Consider the following 18,216-nt stretch of genomic DNA (forward strand, 5'->3'; position numbering starts at 1 on the left):
CGTTTCGACCGCTCCAGATTGATGAAAAAGGCGTCCCTTGCGGGCGCCTTTTTTGTGTCCGCGATTTGCCTCGGTGGTGCCCAGGCGTCCTGTCCTTCGCCGGGCAACCTGCCCCAAGTGGCGGTGCAACGGGTGGTGGACGGCGATACCTTGTACCTGGAGGATGGCCGGCGCGTTCGGATGATCGGTCTCAACAGCCCTGAACTGGGCAAGCGAGGCCGCGCCGACGAACCGTTCGCCGTGGCGGCACGTCAGCGACTCGAAGCCCTGGTAGCCGCCAGTGATGGCCGGGTGGGCGTGTTGCCTGGCAAGGATGACCACGATGATTACGGTCGCACACTGGCCCATGTCTACAACGCCCAGGGCGAGAACCTCGAGGAACGGTTGATTGCCGAGGGGCTGGGGTTTCTGGTGGCGGTCGCGCCGAACGTCGACCTGGTCAGATGCCAGCAAATGGCTGAACGTCATGCGCGGCAAGCCGGATCCGGCCTCTGGAAAAAATCGCCCGTCGTGCGAGCGGAGCAAATCAATGCGCCCGGTTTTGTGCTGATGAGCGGACGTGTCGAAAACGTGCAGCGCAATCGCGGTGGCATCTGGATTGAATTGCAGGGGTCAGTTGTCTTGCACATTGCGCCCGGTGTGCAAAGACGCTTCGACGCCTCGGCCCTGAAGCGGCTAAAGGGCCGAAAAATCGAGGCCCGTGGCTGGGTCGTCGATCGCGCCCGACGCAGCGGCCACAAGGCTGGGCAGGCGCGATGGATGTTGCCGCTGACCGATCCTGCCATGCTGCAAGCGGTCTTGTAAGAAAAAATTGTAGACATTTTGTCAGTGGATTGTATGCATGTGGCCCTTGTGTTTCGTGGCTCTTGGCCCAAAGTCGTAGGGCAGGGCGCTTGACAGCAGTGACTGGTCAGTCTTGTGGGGACTTTGCGAGGCGCGTATCCTCGGCGGTCCGTCTGTCCAACACAGTAAAAAGCGGAATGCCCACATGTCTGATCTGAAAACTGCCGCTCTCGAATATCACGCTAATCCTCGTCCAGGGAAGCTGAGTGTCGAGCTCACCAAGGCCACCGCTACTGCTCGCGACTTGTCGCTGGCCTACAGCCCCGGCGTAGCCGAACCAGTCCGCGAAATCGCTCGCGACCCTGAACTGGCCTACAAATACACCGGTAAAGGCAACCTGGTTGCAGTCATTTCCGATGGCACCGCGATTCTCGGCCTGGGTAACCTCGGCCCATTGGCTTCCAAGCCAGTCATGGAAGGCAAGGGCGTGCTGTTCAAGCGCTTCGCCGGTATCGACGTATTCGACATCGAAGTCGATTCCGAGAGCCCGCAAGCCTTCATCGACACCGTCAAGCGCATCTCCATCACCTTCGGCGGCATCAACCTGGAAGACATCAAGGCACCTGAGTGCTTCGAAATCGAGCGCGCCCTGATCGAACAGTGCGACATTCCGGTATTCCACGATGACCAGCACGGCACCGCGATCGTTACTGCGGCCGGCATGATCAACGCCCTGGAAATCGCCGGCAAGACCCTGCCGGAAGCCAAGATCGTCTGCCTTGGCGCTGGCGCTGCGGCCATCTCCTGCATGAAGTTGCTGGTGAGCATGGGCGCCAATATCGAAAACATCTTCATGGTCGACCGTACCGGTGTGATCCACTCCGGCCGTGACGACCTGAACCAGTACAAGGCCGTGTTTGCCCACGCGACCGAGAAGCGCTCCCTGGCGGACGCGCTGGACGGTGCCGACGTGTTCGTCGGCCTGTCGGGTCCGAACCTGCTGAGCCCGGAAAACCTGCTGCGCATGGCGCCGAACCCAATCGTGTTCGCGTGCTCGAACCCGGACCCGGAAATCGCCCCGGAACTGGCTCACGCAACTCGTAATGACGTGATCATGGCCACCGGCCGTTCGGACTACCCGAACCAGGTCAACAACGTACTGGGCTTCCCGTTCATCTTCCGCGGTGCCCTGGACGTTCGCGCCAAGCGCATCAACGAAGAAATGAAAGTCGCGGCCGCCAACGCCCTGCGCGAACTGGCCAAGCTGCCGGTGCCTCAGGAAGTGTGCGACGCCTACGGCGGCATCAAGCTGGAATTCGGTCGTGAGTACATCATCCCGAAACCAATGGACGCCCGCCTGATCACCCTGATCTCCGACGCCGTGGCCAAGGCCGCCATCGAGACTGGCGTGGCCACCCTGCCGTATCCGAAGAACTACCCGCTCAAGAGCGTGGATGATGTGTTCAACGGCTAAGCCGTTGTAGCGCTTCAACGAAAAACCCCGGCTCTTGCGAGTCGGGGTTTTTTATTGTCCTGCGGAAATTGTCTGGGGCGACATGGTTCTTCAGGGAAGCCAGATAACCTGTGGCGAGGGAGCTTGCTCCCGCTGGGCTGCGAAGCGGCCCCAAAAACTTGCGGTCGCTGCGCAACCGAGCGGGAGCAAGCTCCCTCGCCACAGGTTGGTGTGCTGTTGTTGCTTAGAACAGATCGATCGGCGCCGCTTCGTCCGCTGGCAGCGGGCTGCCCGGTGCGACGCCATTGCCCAGCTCGTTGACCGATGGCGGGGTGTCTTCGCTCTTGAACAGTTCGAAGTACGCCCCTGGGGTGCCCGGCGTGGCCGCTCGGCCGCTGACCGGATCGACCCGCAGGCTGAGGATGCCTTCCGGCTCCGGCTGGGTGTGCGGCGGCTTGTCCTTGAGGGCGGCGCCCATGTAGCTCATCCAGATCGGCAGCGCCACGGTACCGCCGAACTCGCGGCGACCCAGGCTTTCGGGTTGGTCGAAACCGGTCCAGACGGTGGTCACGTAATCGGCGTTGTAGCCGGAGAACCAGGCGTCCTTGGATTCGTTGGTGGTACCGGTCTTGCCCGCCAGGTCGGTGCGGCCCAGGGCCAGGGCGCGACGGCCGGTGCCGAGCTTGATCACGTCCTGCAGCATGCTGTTGAGGATGTAGGTGGTGCGGCCATCGACAATGCGTTCCGCGATGGCGGGCGCCTGGGGCAGGCCTGGGGCCGTGGTGGCTTCGCCCGGCGTCGCATTGACCGTAAATGTCTCGGTGGATGGGGCGGCGAGGCCATCGCTGGCCTGCTCACCCGTGGGAACGCGTGGCGGGTTGGCGACGAACAGCGTCTCGCCGTTGCGGCTTTCGATCTTGTCGATGATGTACGGAGTGATCTTGTACCCGCCGTTGGCGAACGTACTCCAGCCGGTGGCGATTTCCATCGGCGTCAAGGTCGCGGTGCCCAGGGCCAGGGACAGGTTTCGCGGCAGGTCCTGCTTGTTGAAGCCGAACTTGCTGATGTAGTCGATGGTGCGGTCCACGCCCAAGGCCTGGAGCAGTCGGATCGATACCAGGTTACGGGACTTGTACAGCGCTTCGCGCAGGCGGATCGGGCCAAGGAACGTATTGGTGTCGTTCTTCGGACGCCAGACCTTGTCCAGGTATTCATCGACGAACACGATCGGCGCGTCGTTCACCAGGCTGGCGGCGGTGTAGCCGTTGTCCAGGGCGGCGCTGTAGACGAAAGGCTTGAAGCTCGAGCCTGGTTGTCGCTTGGCCTGCAATGCGCGGTTGTAGTTGCTTTGCTCGAAGGCGAAGCCACCCACCAGCGAACGGATGGCACCGTCCTGCGGGTCGAGGGACACCAGGGCGCCCTGGGCGGCCGGGATCTGGCTGAATTTAAGCGTGTTGTCCGCCTGGCGCTGCACCCGGATCAGGTCGCCGACCTGGGCGACGTCCGATGGCTGGCGGGGATTGTTACCCATGCTGTTGGTATTGAGGAACGGCCGGGCCCATTTCATGGTGTCCCAGGCCACGTGCTCTTCCTGCTCGCCGTTGCGGGTCAGCACCTTGATGCCATCCTTGTCCACCGACGTGACAATCGCTGGCTCCAGGCTGCTGATGGTGCGTTGCTTGGTCAGCTCCAGGGCCCAGGCTTCCTTGGTCTTGCCCGGCAGGCGCGATTCAGGGCCGCGGTAGCCGTGGCGCTGGTCGTAGGTCATCAGGCCCTCGTGCAGGGCGGTGTTGGCCATTTCCTGCAAGTTGCTCGGCACCGTGGTGGTCACGCGGAAACCTTCGGTGTAAGCGTCGCTGCCATAGCGCCCAACCATCTCGGCACGGGCCATCTCGGCGATGTACGGGGCGTTCACTTCCGGGGTCGGTACGTGGTAGCTGGCGTTCAACGGTTCATTGATCGCGGCGGTGTAGTCGGCCTCGCTGATCTTGCCGAGCTTGTACATGCGCCCCAGGATCCAGTCGCGACGTTCCTTGCTGCGTGCCGGGTTGGCCAGCGGGTTGAAGCGCGAGGGTGCCTTGGGCAGGCCGGCAATCATCGCCATCTGTGCCAGGCTCACGTCGCGGATCGACTTGCCGTAATACACCTGCGCCGCCGCCTCGATGCCGTAGGCGCGGTTGCCCAGGTAAATCTTGTTCACGTACAGCTCGAGGATTTCATCCTTGGTCAGCTGCCGCTCGATTTGCAGGGCCAGGAGGATCTCGGTGGTCTTGCGCGAGAAGCTGCGCTCGCTGGTCAGGAAGAAGTTCTTGGCCACCTGCATGGTGATGGTGCTGCCGCCGGACTGGATGTGGCCGCTCTTGATCAACTGGCTGGCGGCGCGCATCAGGCTGCCCGGGTCGACACCGTAGTGATTGGCGAAGTTATCGTCTTCAGCACTTAGTAACGCATTGATGAAATTGGGGGGAATGTCGGCGAAACGGATCGGCGTGCGGCGCATTTCGCCAAATTCGGCGATCAATTTGTTGTCGCTGCTGTACACCCGCAAAGGAATCTGCAACTGAATACTTCTCAGCGCCTCCACGGACGGCAATCCCGGACTAAGGTAAAGAAAGGCACCGCTCAGGCCCAAGAGCAGTCCGCAGAAAACGGCGACGATGGACCATCCGAAAAATTTCAGCAGACGAATCAAGGCTTTTGGATATCCAGGCAAAGAATGAAAAAGGCGCCAGGTGCTGGGATGGACCCGTGCTTGCAACAAAGCGAAAAAAAACGCTGGGCATTATAAGCATTTTTTTTCGTCGGGAATGCCATCCGGACGTCCGTCGGACCGGTGTGATTGAACGCAATGCATATTAGAGAGTCCGTAACTCACGGATAGTCATAGGGAATTGGTAGTGCTACGACTCTTCAATAAAAAAACCCATGCGCTTCTGGGGATCGACATCAGTTCGACGTCGGTGAAGCTGCTGGAGTTGAGCCGCCAGGGCGATCGATACCGCGTCGAGTCCTACGCGGTCGAACCGTTGCCAGCCAACGCCGTGGTCGAGAAGAACATCGCCGAGCTCGAAGGGGTGGGGCAGGCGTTGTCGCGCCTGTTGGCCAAGGCCAGGACGCCCTTGCGTGGCGTGGCCGTGGCCGTTGCGGGTTCGGCGGTGATCACCAAGACCATCGAGATGGACGCCGGGCTGTCCGACGATGACATGGAAAACCAGCTCAAGATCGAGGCCGATCAATACATCCCCTATCCCCTGGATGAGGTGGCCATTGATTTCGAAGTCATGGGTGTTTCGCCACGCAGTGCCGAGCGCGTCGAAGTGCTGCTGGCGGCGTGCCGCAAGGAAAACGTCGAGGTCCGCGAGGCCGCGTTGGCGCTCGCCGGGCTGACGGCCCGGGTGGTCGATGTGGAAGCTTATGCGCTGGAGCGTGCTTTCGGCCTGCTCGCCAAGCAACTGGCTGCCTCTCAGGAACGGCTGACTGTGGCGGTTGTCGACATCGGCGCCACCATGACCACCCTTAGCGTGCTGCACAACGGGCGCATCATCTATACCCGCGAACAATTGTTCGGCGGTCGCCAACTGACCGAGGAAATTCAGCGTCGCTATGGCCTGACACCCGAACAGGCCGGCCTGGCAAAGAAGCAGGGTGGCCTGCCGGACGACTATCTCAGCGAAGTGCTGCAACCTTTTCGCGAGGCCCTGGTACAGCAGGTCTCGCGGTCCTTGCAGTTCTTCTTCGCCTCGGGCCAGTACAGTGCGGTGGACCACATTTTGCTGGCCGGGGGCACGGCTTCGGTCGCCGGCCTGGATCGGCTGATCGAGCAGCGCCTGGGCACGCCGACCCAGGTGGCCAACCCCTTTACCAACATGGCCCTGAGCAGCAAGGTCAATGCCGGCGCCCTGGCCGGTGATGCGCCGGCACTGATGATTGCCTGTGGGCTGGCCCTCAGGAGTTTCGACTGATGGCGCGGATCAACCTGCTTCCATGGCGCGAAGAGCTGCGTGAAGAACTGCGTAAACGCTTTTTGCTGGCCTTGGTGGGGGCGCTGGTCGGTGCGGTCGGCGTGGTCCTGGTCGCGGTCCGGTACTTCGACAGCGCCATCGACCATCAGGTCGCTCGCAATAGCCATCTCTCCCAGCAGATCGCCGTGCTGGACGAACGCATCAAGCAGATCAGCGAATTGAAGGCCCGTCGCCAGCAATTGGTGGAGCGCATGCGCATCATCCAGGACTTGCAAGGTAACCGGCCGGTCAGCGGGCGCATCTTCGACCAATTGGTGCGGACCCTGCCGGACGGGGTGTATTTCACTGAAGTGAAGATGGAAGACCGGACGCTCTTGATCAAGGGGGCCGCGGAATCGAACAACCGGGTTTCGGACCTGATGCGCAACCTGGACTCGTCGGACCTGTTCGACACGCCCAGCCTGACGGAGGTCAAGGCCACCACCGCTGGGCAGCTCGACCAGGCCAACGTCTTCCAGCTGACGGTTCGCCAGACTCGCCCGGCCGATGCGGAGGACGCCCAATGAAGCCTGGGGAGTGGTTCGACGCACTGCGCAAGATCGATCTCAGTGACCTGGACACCAACAACATCGGTTCCTGGCCCGCGCCGATCAAGTGGCTGGCGGGTGTCCTGCTGGTGGTCCTGGTGCTGGGGCTGGGCTATAACTTTGCCTTGAGCGACTTGGAGAACCAGTTGCAGCAGGTGCGCGAGGAAGAAAACACCCTCAAGGCGCAATTCGCGGGCAAGGCCCACATGGCTGCGAACCTGGAGCGCTACACCGAGCAGATGAAGCAGATGGAAACGTCTTTTGGTGTGCTGTTGCGGCAATTGCCCAGCGATACCGAAGTGCCAGGCCTGCTGGAAGACATTACTCGCACCGGCCTGGGCAGTGGCCTGGAGTTCGAGGAAATCAAGCTGCTGCCGGAAGTCACCCAGCCGTTCTACATCGAGTTGCCGATCCAGATCACCGTGACCGGCGGCTACCACGACCTGGCGACGTTCGTCAGTGGGGTGGCGGGGCTGCCCCGGATTGTCACGCTGCACGATTTCGAGATCGCACCGATGGAGCCCGAGGCCGGCGCGAAGCTGCGCATGAGCATCCAGGCCAAGACCTACCGGTACAACGAGCAGGAGGCGCAACCATGAGGCCGCTGTGTCGTATCTGCCTGTTGGCAGGCCTGGTTGCGCTGGCGGGCTGCGATAACGACAACGGTTTCAGCGACCTGGACGCCTACATGAACGAAGTGCGTCTGCGGCCACCCGGCAAGATCGAGCCGACGCCGACGTTCAGGCCCTACGAAACCTTTACCTACAGTGCCGCCAACCTGCGCAGCCCGTTTTCCCGGCAGGTTCGCGTGGACCAGGCTGAACGGCAGCGGGGCTCGCGCAATGTCCGGCCCGACCCGAACCGGGTCAAACAGTACCTGGAAGGCTTCAACATCGAGCAGTTCGAAATGGTCGGTACGATCTCCAATGTCAGTGGCTCCTTCGCGCTCCTGCGGGGCGCGGGCGGGGTGCATCGGCTCAAGGTCGGTGACTATCTGGGGCGCAACGACGGGCGGATCGTCAGCATCAGTGCCACCCAGGTCGATGTGGTCGAAATCGTTCCCGATGGCGAGGGTGCCTGGCTGGAGCGACCACGGACCATTCCTTTGAAAGAGCATTCATAGTGGAATTCGAACAATGAACAGGTTTTTTTCAGCCCTCGGTATTTCGCTATGGATAGCGCTGTTGTCGCCGATGGTTCTTGGGGCCAGCCTGAAGACGCTGGATGTGGCGGCGTTGCCGGGGGACCGTGTCGAGTTGAAGCTCACCTTCGACGGGCCGCCGCCACCACCCCGGGGCTACACCACCGAACAACCGGCACGGATTGCACTGGACCTGCCGGGCGTGACCAATCAACTTTCCAGCAAGCGCCACGACCTGGGCGGGGGCAATGCACGCAGCGCCACTGTGGTCGAGGCTGGGGATCGTACTCGGTTGATCATCGGCCTTACCCAACTGGCGCCGTATGACACCCGGATCGAAGGTAACAACCTGTTCGTGGTGGTTGGCAAGGGCGCCGCCCCGAAGAGCACTGCCCCGAAGAACTCCACCACTCAGCCCCCGCGCCCGGCGGTTGCCAGCGCTGCGCCTGCGAGGGCCAGTGGGCCGGTGGGCAAGGCGATCCGTGGGGTGGACTTCCAACGCGGGACCCAGGGCGAAGGCAACGTGGTGATCGATCTGTCTGATCCGTCCATCGCCCCGGACATCCAGGAGCGCGAAGGCAAGATCATCCTCAATTTCGCCAGGACGCAGTTGCCCGAGCCGCTGCGGGTGCGCCTGGACGTCAAGGACTTCGCTACCCCGGTGCAATTCGTCAATGCCAGCGCCGGCAGCGACCGGGCGACCATCAGCATCGAACCCAGCGGGACTTTCGACTACTCGACCTACCAGACCGACAACAAGCTCACCGTCAGCGTCCGGCCCATGACCGTCGACGACCTGCAAAAACGTAACGCCGACCGGGCGGCCTACAGTGGCGAGAAGCTCTCGCTCAACTTCCAGGACATCGAGGTGCGTTCGGTCCTGCAACTGATTGCCGATTTTACCAACCTGAACCTCGTGGCCAGCGACACGGTGCAGGGTGGCATCACCCTGCGGTTGCAGAATGTGCCCTGGGACCAGGCGCTCGACCTGGTGCTCAAGACCAAGGGGTTGGACAAACGCAAGGTCGGCAACGTGCTGTTGGTGGCTCCGGCCGATGAAATTGCCGCCCGTGAGCGCCAGGAACTGGAGTCGCAGAAGCAGATTGCCGACCTGGCGCCGCTGCGGCGTGAGCTGTTGCAGGTCAACTATGCGAAGGCGACGGACATCGCCAAGCTGTTCCAGTCGGTGACCAGCGCCGAGGCGAAAGCCGATGAGCGCGGCACGATCACGGTCGATGAGCGAACCAACAACATCATTGCCTACCAGACCCAGGACCGTCTCGACGAACTGCGCCGGATCGTGGCGCAACTGGATATTCCGGTGCGCCAGGTGATGATCGAGGCGCGGATTGTCGAGGCTAACGTCGACTACGACAAAAGCCTGGGCGTGCGTTGGGGCGGTTCGATTCAAAACAAGGGCAACTGGAGTTCCTCGGGGGTTACCACGGGCGATTCAACCACTATCGGCACGCCGGGTAGCACCAGCACCAACCAGCCGTTCGTCGACCTGGGCGCCTCGGGCAATACCTCGGGCATTGGCATTGCCTTCATCACCGACAACGTATTGCTGGACCTTGAACTGACGGCCATGGAGAAGACCGGCAACGGGGAGATCGTCTCCCAGCCCAAGGTGGTGACGTCCGACAAGGAGACGGCAAAGATCCTCAAGGGCACGGAAATTCCTTATCAGGAAGCCAGCTCCAGCGGTGCGACGTCGGTGTCGTTCAAGGAGGCTTCACTGTCGCTGGAGGTGACCCCGCAGATCACTCCAGACAACCGGATCATCATGGAGGTCAAGGTCACCAAGGATGAGCCGGACTACCTGAACAAGGTGAATGATGTGCCGCCGATCAAGAAAAACGAGGTCAATGCCAAGGTCCTGGTCAATGATGGCGAGACCATTGTGATTGGCGGGGTTTTCTCAAATACTCAGAGCAAGGTTGTAGATAAGGTGCCATTTCTTGGCGATGTGCCGTATCTTGGCCGCCTTTTCCGGCGTGATGTGGTTTCGGATAGCAAATCCGAGCTGCTGGTGTTCCTCACTCCGCGTATCATGAATAACCAGGCGATTGCTGTGAGTCGTTGATTCTGTGCGAAATTTGATTCTTGTTGGGCCGATGGGCGCTGGAAAAAGCACCATCGGCCGTTTGCTGGCCAAAGAGCTGCGCCTGCCGTTCAAAGATTCCGACAAGGAAATTGAATTGCGCACGGGCGCCAATATCCCATGGATTTTCGACAAGGAAGGCGAGCCGGGCTTTCGTGACCGTGAGCAGGCGATGATCGCCGAGCTGTGCGCGTTCGATGGCGTGGTGCTCGCCACCGGTGGCGGCGCGGTGATGCGCGAAGCCAACCGTCGGGCGCTGCATGCCGGCGGACGAGTGGTCTATCTGCATGCTTCTGTCGAGCAGCAGGTGGGTCGCACCGCTCGGGATCGCAACCGCCCGCTGTTGCGCACCGCCGACCCGGCCAAGACCCTTCGGGACCTTCTGGAGCTGCGTGATCCGCTGTATCGGGAGATCGCCGACCTGGTGGTGGAAACCGACGAGCGGCCGCCGCGGATGGTGGTGCTGGACATTCTCGATCGCCTTCAGCAACTGCCTCCCCGTTAATGCGCTTGGCGAAATGCGCTATCCTCGACGTCCCGTCGGAACCCGTCCGAGGCGTGGCGGATAGCCATTAATGACGGCAAGCCAAGCTCTTGGGACCTGTGGCGAGGGGATTTATCCCCGTTGGGCATTTCGTTAATCGCAGGCAGGACGCCTGATTCCATCTTCACTGTGGGGACACATGCAGACACTTAAGGTCGACCTGGGCGAGCGCAGCTACCCGATTCATATTGGCGAGGGCCTGCTGGACCAGCCCGAACTGCTGGCGCCGCATATCGCCGGGCGGCAAGTAGCGATCATTTCCAATGAAACCGTCGCGCCCCTGTATCTGGAACGTCTGACCCGCAGCCTGTCGGCCTTCTCGGTCATTTCCGTGGTATTGCCCGACGGCGAAGCCTTCAAGAACTGGGAAACCCTGCAACTTATTTTCGATGGCCTGCTGACTGCGCGCCACGATCGCCGCACCACGGTGCTTGCCTTGGGTGGCGGTGTGATCGGCGACATGGCCGGTTTTGCAGCCGCCTGCTATCAGCGCGGCGTCGATTTCATCCAGATCCCCACCACGCTGCTGTCGCAAGTCGACTCGTCGGTGGGCGGCAAGACCGGGATCAACCATCCGTTGGGCAAGAACATGGTCGGTGCTTTCTATCAGCCCAATGTGGTGCTGATCGACACCGCCACCCTCAATACCCTGCCGGCTCGCGAACTGTCTGCCGGGTTGGCGGAAGTCATCAAGTACGGGCTGATCTGCGACGAGCCGTTCCTGGGCTGGCTAGAAGAGAACGTCGACCGCCTGCGCGCACTCGATCAAGCAGCCCTGACCTACGCCATCGAACGCTCCTGCGCCGCCAAGGCCGCCGTGGTGGGGGCCGATGAGCGTGAATCGGGAGTGCGTGCCACGCTCAACCTGGGCCACACCTTTGGCCATGCCATCGAAACCCACATGGGCTATGGTGTCTGGCTGCATGGCGAGGCCGTTGCGGCCGGTACGGTCATGGCCCTGGAGATGTCTGCGCGCCTGGGCTGGATCAGTGAACAGGAGCGCGATCGCGGTATCCGTCTGTTCCAGCGCGCCGGGCTGCCGGTGGTTCCGCCTGAAGAAATGACCGAGGCGGATTTTCTTGAACACATGGCAATCGACAAAAAAGTGATCGACGGTCGTCTGCGTCTGGTGCTGCTGCGCCACATGGGCGAAGCGGTGGTGACCGACGATTATCCGAAAGAAGTTCTACAGGCCACGCTGGGAGCGGACTACCGCGCCCTGGCTCAGCTTAAAGGTTAATAAGATCCGATGACTAGTTTGCATGCCGACGAGGCTTTCCTCGGCCATTTCCAATTGAGTCATGACCCTTTCGCACCGCGGGTCCCGGGCTTCAAGTTCTTTCCTGCACAGCGCAAGCCGGTACTGGGCCAGTTGCATCACCTGGCGCGCTACAGCCAGTTGCTGCTGGTGGTCACCGGTCCCCAGGGTAGCGGCAAGACCTTGCTGCGCCAGGCCCTGGTGGCCAGCACCAACAAGCAGTCCGTGCAAAGCGTGGTGGTATCGGCCCGTGGCGCCGGCGATGCGGCCGGTATATTGCGTCAGGTGGCCCAGGCGCTGAACGTCGCGCAGGCCGAAATCGGTGCAGTTCTCGATCAGATCGTGCAACTGGCGCTGACCGGGCAGGAAGTCTATCTGCTGGTGGACGATGCCGAGCAGCTCGACGAGTCGGCCCTCGAGGCCCTGCTGGCCTTGGCGGCCGGAGCGCCAGAGGGTCGCCCTCATGTGTTCCTGTTCGGTGAGTCGTCGCTGATCGCTGATCTGGAGCAATTGAACCTTGAGGAAGAGCGCTTCCACGTCATCGAGTTGGCACCCTACACCGAGGAAGAAACGCGTGAATACCTGGCCCAGCGTCTTGAGGGGGCGGGCCGGGGTATCGAACTTTTCACCGCCGATCAGATCTCTGAGATTCACGAAAGCTCCGACGGTTGGCCTGGCAACATCAACCAGGTCGCCCGCGATGCTCTGATCGAAGTCATGATTGCCAGCCGCTCAGCGGTGAAGCGTCCAAGTATGGGGTTCAACATGCCGAAGAAACACGTATTGGCAATTTCCGCCGTCGTCGTGGTCGCGGTTGCCGCCGCCTGGCTGATGCCGGGGCGCACCAAGGCGCCTACCACGGGTACCCCTGCCAACGAACAGGCGCAACTGCCTCTCGGCCAAGGGACGCCGCAACCCAACGGGGGTGCGCCGGCAGTGGAATTCGCCGGCAACACCCAGCCGATGCCACTGCCGCTGGTCGGCCAGTCGCAACCGGTCATGCGTGGCCCGTTGGCTGAAGCGGCCGGTGGCATCACCGAAGGCGACGACGGCGCAGCGCCACCGGTCGACGACAGCAGCGACGTGCCGCCGACCGTGACCACCACCGCACCGCCTGTGGGCGTGCCGGCCGGCCCTGCCCCGACGCCTGCCCCGGCCGCCAAGCCGACTCCGGCACCCACCCAGGTGGCCACCGCCAAGCCTGCCCCGGTTCCAGCGCCTGCCGCCAAGCCGGCGGCACCAGCGCCCGCAGCCAAGCCTGCTGCTGCCCCGGCCAAGACCGCGGGCGGTAGCTGGTACGCTGGCCAGGCACCGGGCAACTACGTAGTGCAGATCCTCGGCACCAGCTCCGAAGCCGCGGCACAGAACTTCGTCAAGGAGCAGGGCGGCGAGTACCGCTATTTCAAGAAAGTCCTCAACGGCAAGCCGCTGTATGTCATCACCTACGGCAGCTTTGCCAACCGTGATGCAGCCGTTTCCGCCATCAAGGCCTTGCCAGCGAAGGTTCAGGCTGGTAAACCTTGGCCTCGCACTGTCGCCAGCGTCCAACAGGAACTGGCAGCAACTCGCTGAAGATTCGGCGGCCTTACCCAGGCCGCCTCTCCCGGCAACCTCAAAATTTCCGCAGGGGCGGGCGACCTTTCAGGCCGCGCGCCTTGTGGTGTCTGCGTCACAGTAGTGTTTGAGTCGTAGCGGTCGAACCCAAAAAAGTTTTGACTAGCACAGCATATAGCTTTAAACCTTTCACAAATGCGACATGGATTTGCGACAGTTCGTCGTCAAATTTGTGAGCCTCTGTGTCGGTGTGTACAATGACCTCCCTTTTGCCCCCGCAAAGCTGGCGTACGTTCGGCGCGGCATGCAACTGGTTGAATTGAAAAGAAATTTGCCTCGATTAGAGGCAGCCTGGTGAGAAAGTGTCTATGAAAGCAGGTCTGTACCAACCAGATGAATTCAAGGATAACTGCGGTTTCGGCCTGATAGCTCATATGCAGGGCGAGCCCAGCCACACCCTTTTGCAAACGGCCATTGAGGCCCTGACCTGCATGACCCACCGTGGTGGGATCAACGCCGACGGCAAGACCGGCGACGGTTGTGGCTTGCTGATTCAAAAGCCCGACGAGTTCCTGCGTGCCATTGCCCAGGAAACGTTTGGCGTGACCCTGCCCAAGCAGTACGCCGTGGGCATGGTGTTCTTCAATCAGGACCCGGTGAAGGCCCAGGCGGCTCGCGAAAACATGAATCGCGAGATCCTGGCCGCCGGCCTGCAACTGGTCGGCTGGCGCAAAGTGCCGATCGACACCAGTGTCCTCGGCCGCCTGGCGCTTGAGCGCCTGCCGCAGATCGAACAGGTGTTCATCGCTGGCGAAGGCCTGAGCGACCAGGACATGTCGATCAAGCTGTTCAGCTCCCGTCGTCGTTCGTCCGTGGCCAATGCCGCCGACACCGATCACTACATCTGCAGCTTTTCCCACAAGACCATCATCTACAAAGGCCTGATGATGCCGGCGGACCTCACCGCCTTCTATCCGGACCTGAGCGACGAGCGCCTGAAAACCGCGATCTGCGTGTTCCACCAGCGCTTCTCCACCAACACCCTGCCGAAATGGCCGCTGGCCCAGCCATTCCGCTTCCTCGCCCACAACGGCGAGATCAACACCATCACCGGCAACCGCAACTGGGCCGTGGCCCGTCGCACCAAGTTCGCCAACGACCTGATGCCCGACCTCGAAGAACTCGGCCCGCTGGTCAACCGCGTGGGCTCGGACTCTTCGAGCATGGACAACATGCTGGAACTGATGGTGACCGGTGGCATCGACCTGTTCCGCGGCGTGCGCATGCTGGTGCCGCCGGCGTGGCAGAACGTCGAGACCATGGACCCGGACCTGCGGGCCTTCTACGAATACAACTCCATGCACATGGAACCGTGGGATGGCCCGGCCGGTATCGTCATGACCGACGGTCGCTACGCCGTGTGCCTGCTGGACCGTAACGGTCTGCGGCCGGCGCGTTGGGTCACCACCACCAACGGGTTCATCACCCTGGCTTCGGAAATCGGTGTCTGGAACTACCAGCCCGAGGATGTCATCGCCAAGGGGCGCGTAGGCCCGGGCCAGATCTTTGCCGTGGACACCGAAACCGGCCAGATCCTCGACACCGACGCCATCGACAACCGTCTCAAGTCCCGTCATCCATACAAGCAATGGCTGCGCAAGAATGCCCTGCGCATCCAGGCGACCATGGAAGACAACGACCACGGTTCGGCTTTCTACGACGTCGATCAGCTCAAGCAGTACATGAAGATGTACCAGGTGACGTTCGAAGAGCGTGACCAAGTGCTGCGTCCGCTGGGCGAGCAGGGCTACGAAGCGGTCGGCTCCATGGGTGACGACACGCCGATGGCCGTGCTGTCGCAGCGCGTGCGCACGCCTTACGACTATTTCCGCCAGCAGTTCGCCCAGGTGACCAACCCGCCGATCGACCCGCTGCGCGAAGCGATCGTGATGTCCCTGGAAATCTGCCTCGGTGCCGAGCGCAATATTTTCCAGGAGTCGCCGGAGCATGCCTCGCGGGTGATTCTCAGCTCGCCGGTCATTTCCCCGGCCAAATGGCGCTCGCTGACCAATCTCGACCGTCCGGGCTTCGCGCGCCAGGTCATCGACCTGAACTACGACGAAAGCGTCGGCCTGGAAGCGGCGATCCGCAACGTTGCCGATCAGGCGGAAGAAGCCGTGCGCGCCGGTCGTACCCAGATCGTGCTGAGCGACCGTCACATCGCGCCGGGCAAGCTGCCGATCCACGCCTCGCTGGCCACCGGCGCGGTGCACCATCGCCTGACCGAAAAAGGTCTGCGCTGCGACTCCAACATCCTGGTAGAGACCGCCACCGCCCGCGATCCGCATCACTTTGCGGTGCTGATCGGTTTCGGTGCCTCGGCGGTGTATCCATTCCTGGCCTATGAAGTGCTGGGCGATCTGATCCGTACCGGTGAAGTGCTGGGCGACCTCTATGAGGTCTTCAAGAATTACCGCAAGGGCATCACCAAGGGCCTGCTCAAGATCCTGTCGAAGATGGGCATCTCGACCATCGCCTCGTACCGTGGCGCGCAACTGTTCGAGGCCATCGGCCTGTCGGAAGAAGTCTGCGAGCTGAGCTTCCGTGGCGTGCCGAGCCGCATCAAAGGGGCGCGTTTCGTCGACATCGAAGCCGAACAGAAAGCCCTGGCGGCCGAAGCCTGGAGTCCGCGCAAGCCGATCCAGCAAGGCGGCCTGCTGAAGTTCGTCCATGGTGGCGAGTACCACGCCTACAACCCGGACGTGGTCAACACCTTGCAAGCCGCCGTGCAGCAGGGCGACTACAGCAAGTTCAAGGAATACACCTCGCTGGTGGACAACCGTCCGGTGTCGATGATTCGCGACCTGCTCAAGGTCAAGACCCTCGACACGCCGTTGGACATCAGTGAAATAGAACCGCTGGAGTCGGTGCTCAAGCGCTTCGATTCGGCCGGTATTTCCCTGGGTGCCTTGTCCCCGGAAGCCCACGAAGCCCTGGCCGAAGCCATGAACCGCCTCGGTGCGCGTTCCAACTCCGGCGAAGGCGGCGAAGACCCGGCGCGCTACGGCACCATCAAGAGCTCGAAAATCAAGCAGGTGGCCACCGGCCGCTTCGGTGTGACGCCGGAATACCTGGTCAACGCTGAAGTGCTGCAGATCAAGGTTGCCCAGGGCGCCAAGCCCGGCGAAGGCGGCCAGCTGCCTGGCGGCAAGGTCAACGGCCTGATCGCCAAGCTGCGCTACGCGGTGCCTGGCGTGACCCTGATCTCACCGCCGCCGCACCACGACATCTACTCGATCGAAGACTTGTCGCAACTGATCTTCGATCTCAAGCAGGTGAACCCCAAGGCGCTGGTCTCGGTGAAACTGGTGGCGGAAGCGGGCGTTGGCACCATCGCGGCCGGCGTGGCCAAGGCCTATGCCGACCTGATCACCATCTCCGGCTACGACGGCGGCACCGGCGCATCGCCGCTGACCTCGATCAAGTACGCCGGTGCACCGTGGGAACTGGGCCTGGCCGAAACTCACCAGACCCTGCGCGGCAACGATTTGCGCGGCAAGGTCCGGGTGCAGACCGACGGCGGCCTGAAAACCGGCCTGGACGTGATCAAGGCCGCCATCCTCGGCGCCGAGAGCTTCGGCTTCGGCACCGCGCCGATGATCGCCCTGGGCTGCAAATACCTGCGCATCTGCCACCTGAACAACTGCGCCACGGGCGTGGCGACCCAGAACGACAAGCTGCGCAAGGACCACTACATCGGTACCGTGGACATGGTGGTGAATTTCTTCACCTACGTGGCCGAAGAAACCCGTGAGTGGCTGGCGAAGCTGGGCGTGCGTTCGCTCGAAGAGCTGATCGGCCGTACCGATCTGCTGGAAGTGATCGAAGGCCAGACCGCCAAGCAGCATCATCTGGACCTGACCCCATTGCTGGGCAGCGATTACATTCCGGCAGACAAACCACAGTTCTGCCAGGTTGATCGCAACCCACCATTCGACAAGGGTGAGCTGGCCGAGAAGATGGTCGACATGGCCGCTGCGGCGATCAACGACCTGAGCGGTGCCGAGTTCGACCTGGATATCTGCAACTGCGACCGTTCCATCGGCGCACGGATCTCCGGCGAAATCGCCCGTAAGCACGGCAACCAGGGCATGGCCAAGGCGCCGATCACCTTCCGCTTCAAGGGCACCGCAGGCCAGAGCTTCGGCGTCTGGAACGCCGGTGGCCTGGACATGTACCTGGAAGGCGATGCCAACGACTACGTGGGCAAGGGCATGACCGGCGGCAAGCTGGTCATCGTTCCGCCCAAGGGCAGCGTCTACAAGACCCAGGACAGTGCCATCATCGGCAACACCTGCCTCTACGGCGCCACAGGCGGCAAGCTGTTCGCCGCCGGCACCGCAGGCGAGCGTTTTGCCGTGCGTAACTCCGGGGCCCACACTGTGGTGGAAGGCACCGGCGATCACTGCTGCGAGTACATGACCGGTGGTTTTGTCTGCGTGCTGGGCAAGACCGGTTATAACTTCGGCTCTGGCATGACCGGCGGTTTCGCCTACGTGCTCGACCAGGACAACACCTTCGTTGACCGGGTCAACCACGAACTGGTGGAAATCCAGCGGATCAGCGGCGAGGCGATGGAAGCCTATCGCAGCCACCTGCAAAACGTGCTGAACGAGTACGTCGCGGAAACCGACAGCGAGTGGGGTCGTGAACTCGCCGAGAACCTCGATGACTACTTGCGCCGTTTCTGGCTGGTCAAGCCCAAGGCTGCCAACCTGAAGTCGTTGCTTTCCAGCACTCGTGCCAACCCGCAGTGATATGCGCCTGAAG

At 62.0% G+C, this 18,216-nt stretch carries 12 protein-coding genes; 11 read left to right on the forward strand and 1 reads right to left on the reverse strand.

Translation table 11 applies throughout. From position 1 onward, the window contains the following. The first annotated feature begins 21 nt into the window (after window positions 1-21). On the forward strand, window positions 22-804 hold the full coding sequence (locus tag BLT00_RS13755; protein WP_092146816.1) for a thermonuclease family protein: 783 nt from the start codon (window positions 22-24) through the stop codon (window positions 802-804). Window positions 805-988: 184 nt separating this feature from the next. Beyond that, window positions 989-2,257, forward strand: a complete 1,269-nt coding sequence (locus BLT00_RS13760; RefSeq protein WP_092146789.1) for a malic enzyme-like NAD(P)-binding protein — start codon at window positions 989-991, stop codon at window positions 2,255-2,257. Window positions 2,258-2,480: 223 nt separating this feature from the next. Here BLT00_RS13760 and BLT00_RS13765 read toward each other — a convergent pair whose 3' ends face one another. Continuing rightward, the gene (locus BLT00_RS13765; RefSeq protein ID WP_175456239.1) at window positions 2,481-4,925 is read right to left on the reverse strand and encodes a penicillin-binding protein 1A; all 2,445 of its coding nucleotides are present in this window, start codon (window positions 4,923-4,925) and stop codon (window positions 2,481-2,483) included. 208 nt (window positions 4,926-5,133) lie between these two features. Here BLT00_RS13765 and BLT00_RS13770 point away from each other — a divergent pair, with 208 nt between their 5' ends. From BLT00_RS13770 to gltB, 9 genes are all read left to right on the forward strand, one after another. Beyond that, window positions 5,134-6,198: a pilus assembly protein PilM gene (locus BLT00_RS13770; RefSeq protein ID WP_092146785.1), complete on the forward strand. Its 1,065-nt coding sequence runs from the start codon at window positions 5,134-5,136 to the stop codon at window positions 6,196-6,198. Continuing rightward, window positions 6,198-6,764 carry a PilN domain-containing protein gene (locus tag BLT00_RS13775; protein WP_092146784.1) on the forward strand — a complete coding sequence of 189 codons (567 nt, stop codon included), beginning with the start codon at window positions 6,198-6,200 and terminating at the stop codon, window positions 6,762-6,764. Before BLT00_RS13770 ends, BLT00_RS13775 begins: the two co-directional genes overlap by 1 nt. Continuing rightward, the gene (gene pilO / locus BLT00_RS13780; protein ID WP_003196977.1) at window positions 6,761-7,384 is read left to right on the forward strand and encodes a type 4a pilus biogenesis protein PilO; all 624 of its coding nucleotides are present in this window, start codon (window positions 6,761-6,763) and stop codon (window positions 7,382-7,384) included. The genes BLT00_RS13775 and pilO overlap by 4 nt, the downstream gene beginning before the upstream one ends. After that, window positions 7,381-7,908 (forward strand): pilus assembly protein PilP, encoded by a 528-nt coding sequence (locus BLT00_RS13785; RefSeq protein WP_063323303.1) that lies wholly within the window; start codon window positions 7,381-7,383, stop codon window positions 7,906-7,908. The genes pilO and BLT00_RS13785 overlap by 4 nt, the downstream gene beginning before the upstream one ends. A gap of 13 nt (window positions 7,909-7,921) precedes the next feature. Further along, complete coding sequence (gene pilQ / locus BLT00_RS13790; RefSeq protein ID WP_063323302.1) at window positions 7,922-10,012, forward strand: type IV pilus secretin PilQ; 2,091 nt, start codon at window positions 7,922-7,924, stop codon at window positions 10,010-10,012. Between the two features lie 4 nt (window positions 10,013-10,016). Beyond that, window positions 10,017-10,535 carry a shikimate kinase AroK gene (gene aroK, locus BLT00_RS13795; RefSeq protein ID WP_003196983.1) on the forward strand — a complete coding sequence of 173 codons (519 nt, stop codon included), beginning with the start codon at window positions 10,017-10,019 and terminating at the stop codon, window positions 10,533-10,535. A 178-nt stretch (window positions 10,536-10,713) separates the two neighbouring features. Then, entirely contained in the window at window positions 10,714-11,814 is a 1,101-nt protein-coding gene (aroB, locus tag BLT00_RS13800; protein WP_063323301.1) for a 3-dehydroquinate synthase, read from the forward strand. A gap of 9 nt (window positions 11,815-11,823) precedes the next feature. Further along, complete coding sequence (locus BLT00_RS13805; protein WP_092146782.1) at window positions 11,824-13,404, forward strand: AAA family ATPase; 1,581 nt, start codon at window positions 11,824-11,826, stop codon at window positions 13,402-13,404. 350 nt (window positions 13,405-13,754) lie between these two features. Beyond that, a complete protein-coding gene (gene gltB / locus BLT00_RS13815; protein WP_063323299.1) occupies window positions 13,755-18,203 on the forward strand; it encodes a glutamate synthase large subunit in 4,449 nt (1,482 codons plus the stop codon). Window positions 18,204-18,216: the final 13 nt, after the last annotated feature.

The sequence above is a fragment of the Pseudomonas sp. NFACC51 genome, assembly GCF_900103575.1.
In the GTDB taxonomy this organism is placed as follows: Bacteria; Pseudomonadota; Gammaproteobacteria; order Pseudomonadales; family Pseudomonadaceae; genus Aquipseudomonas; species Aquipseudomonas fluorescens_Q.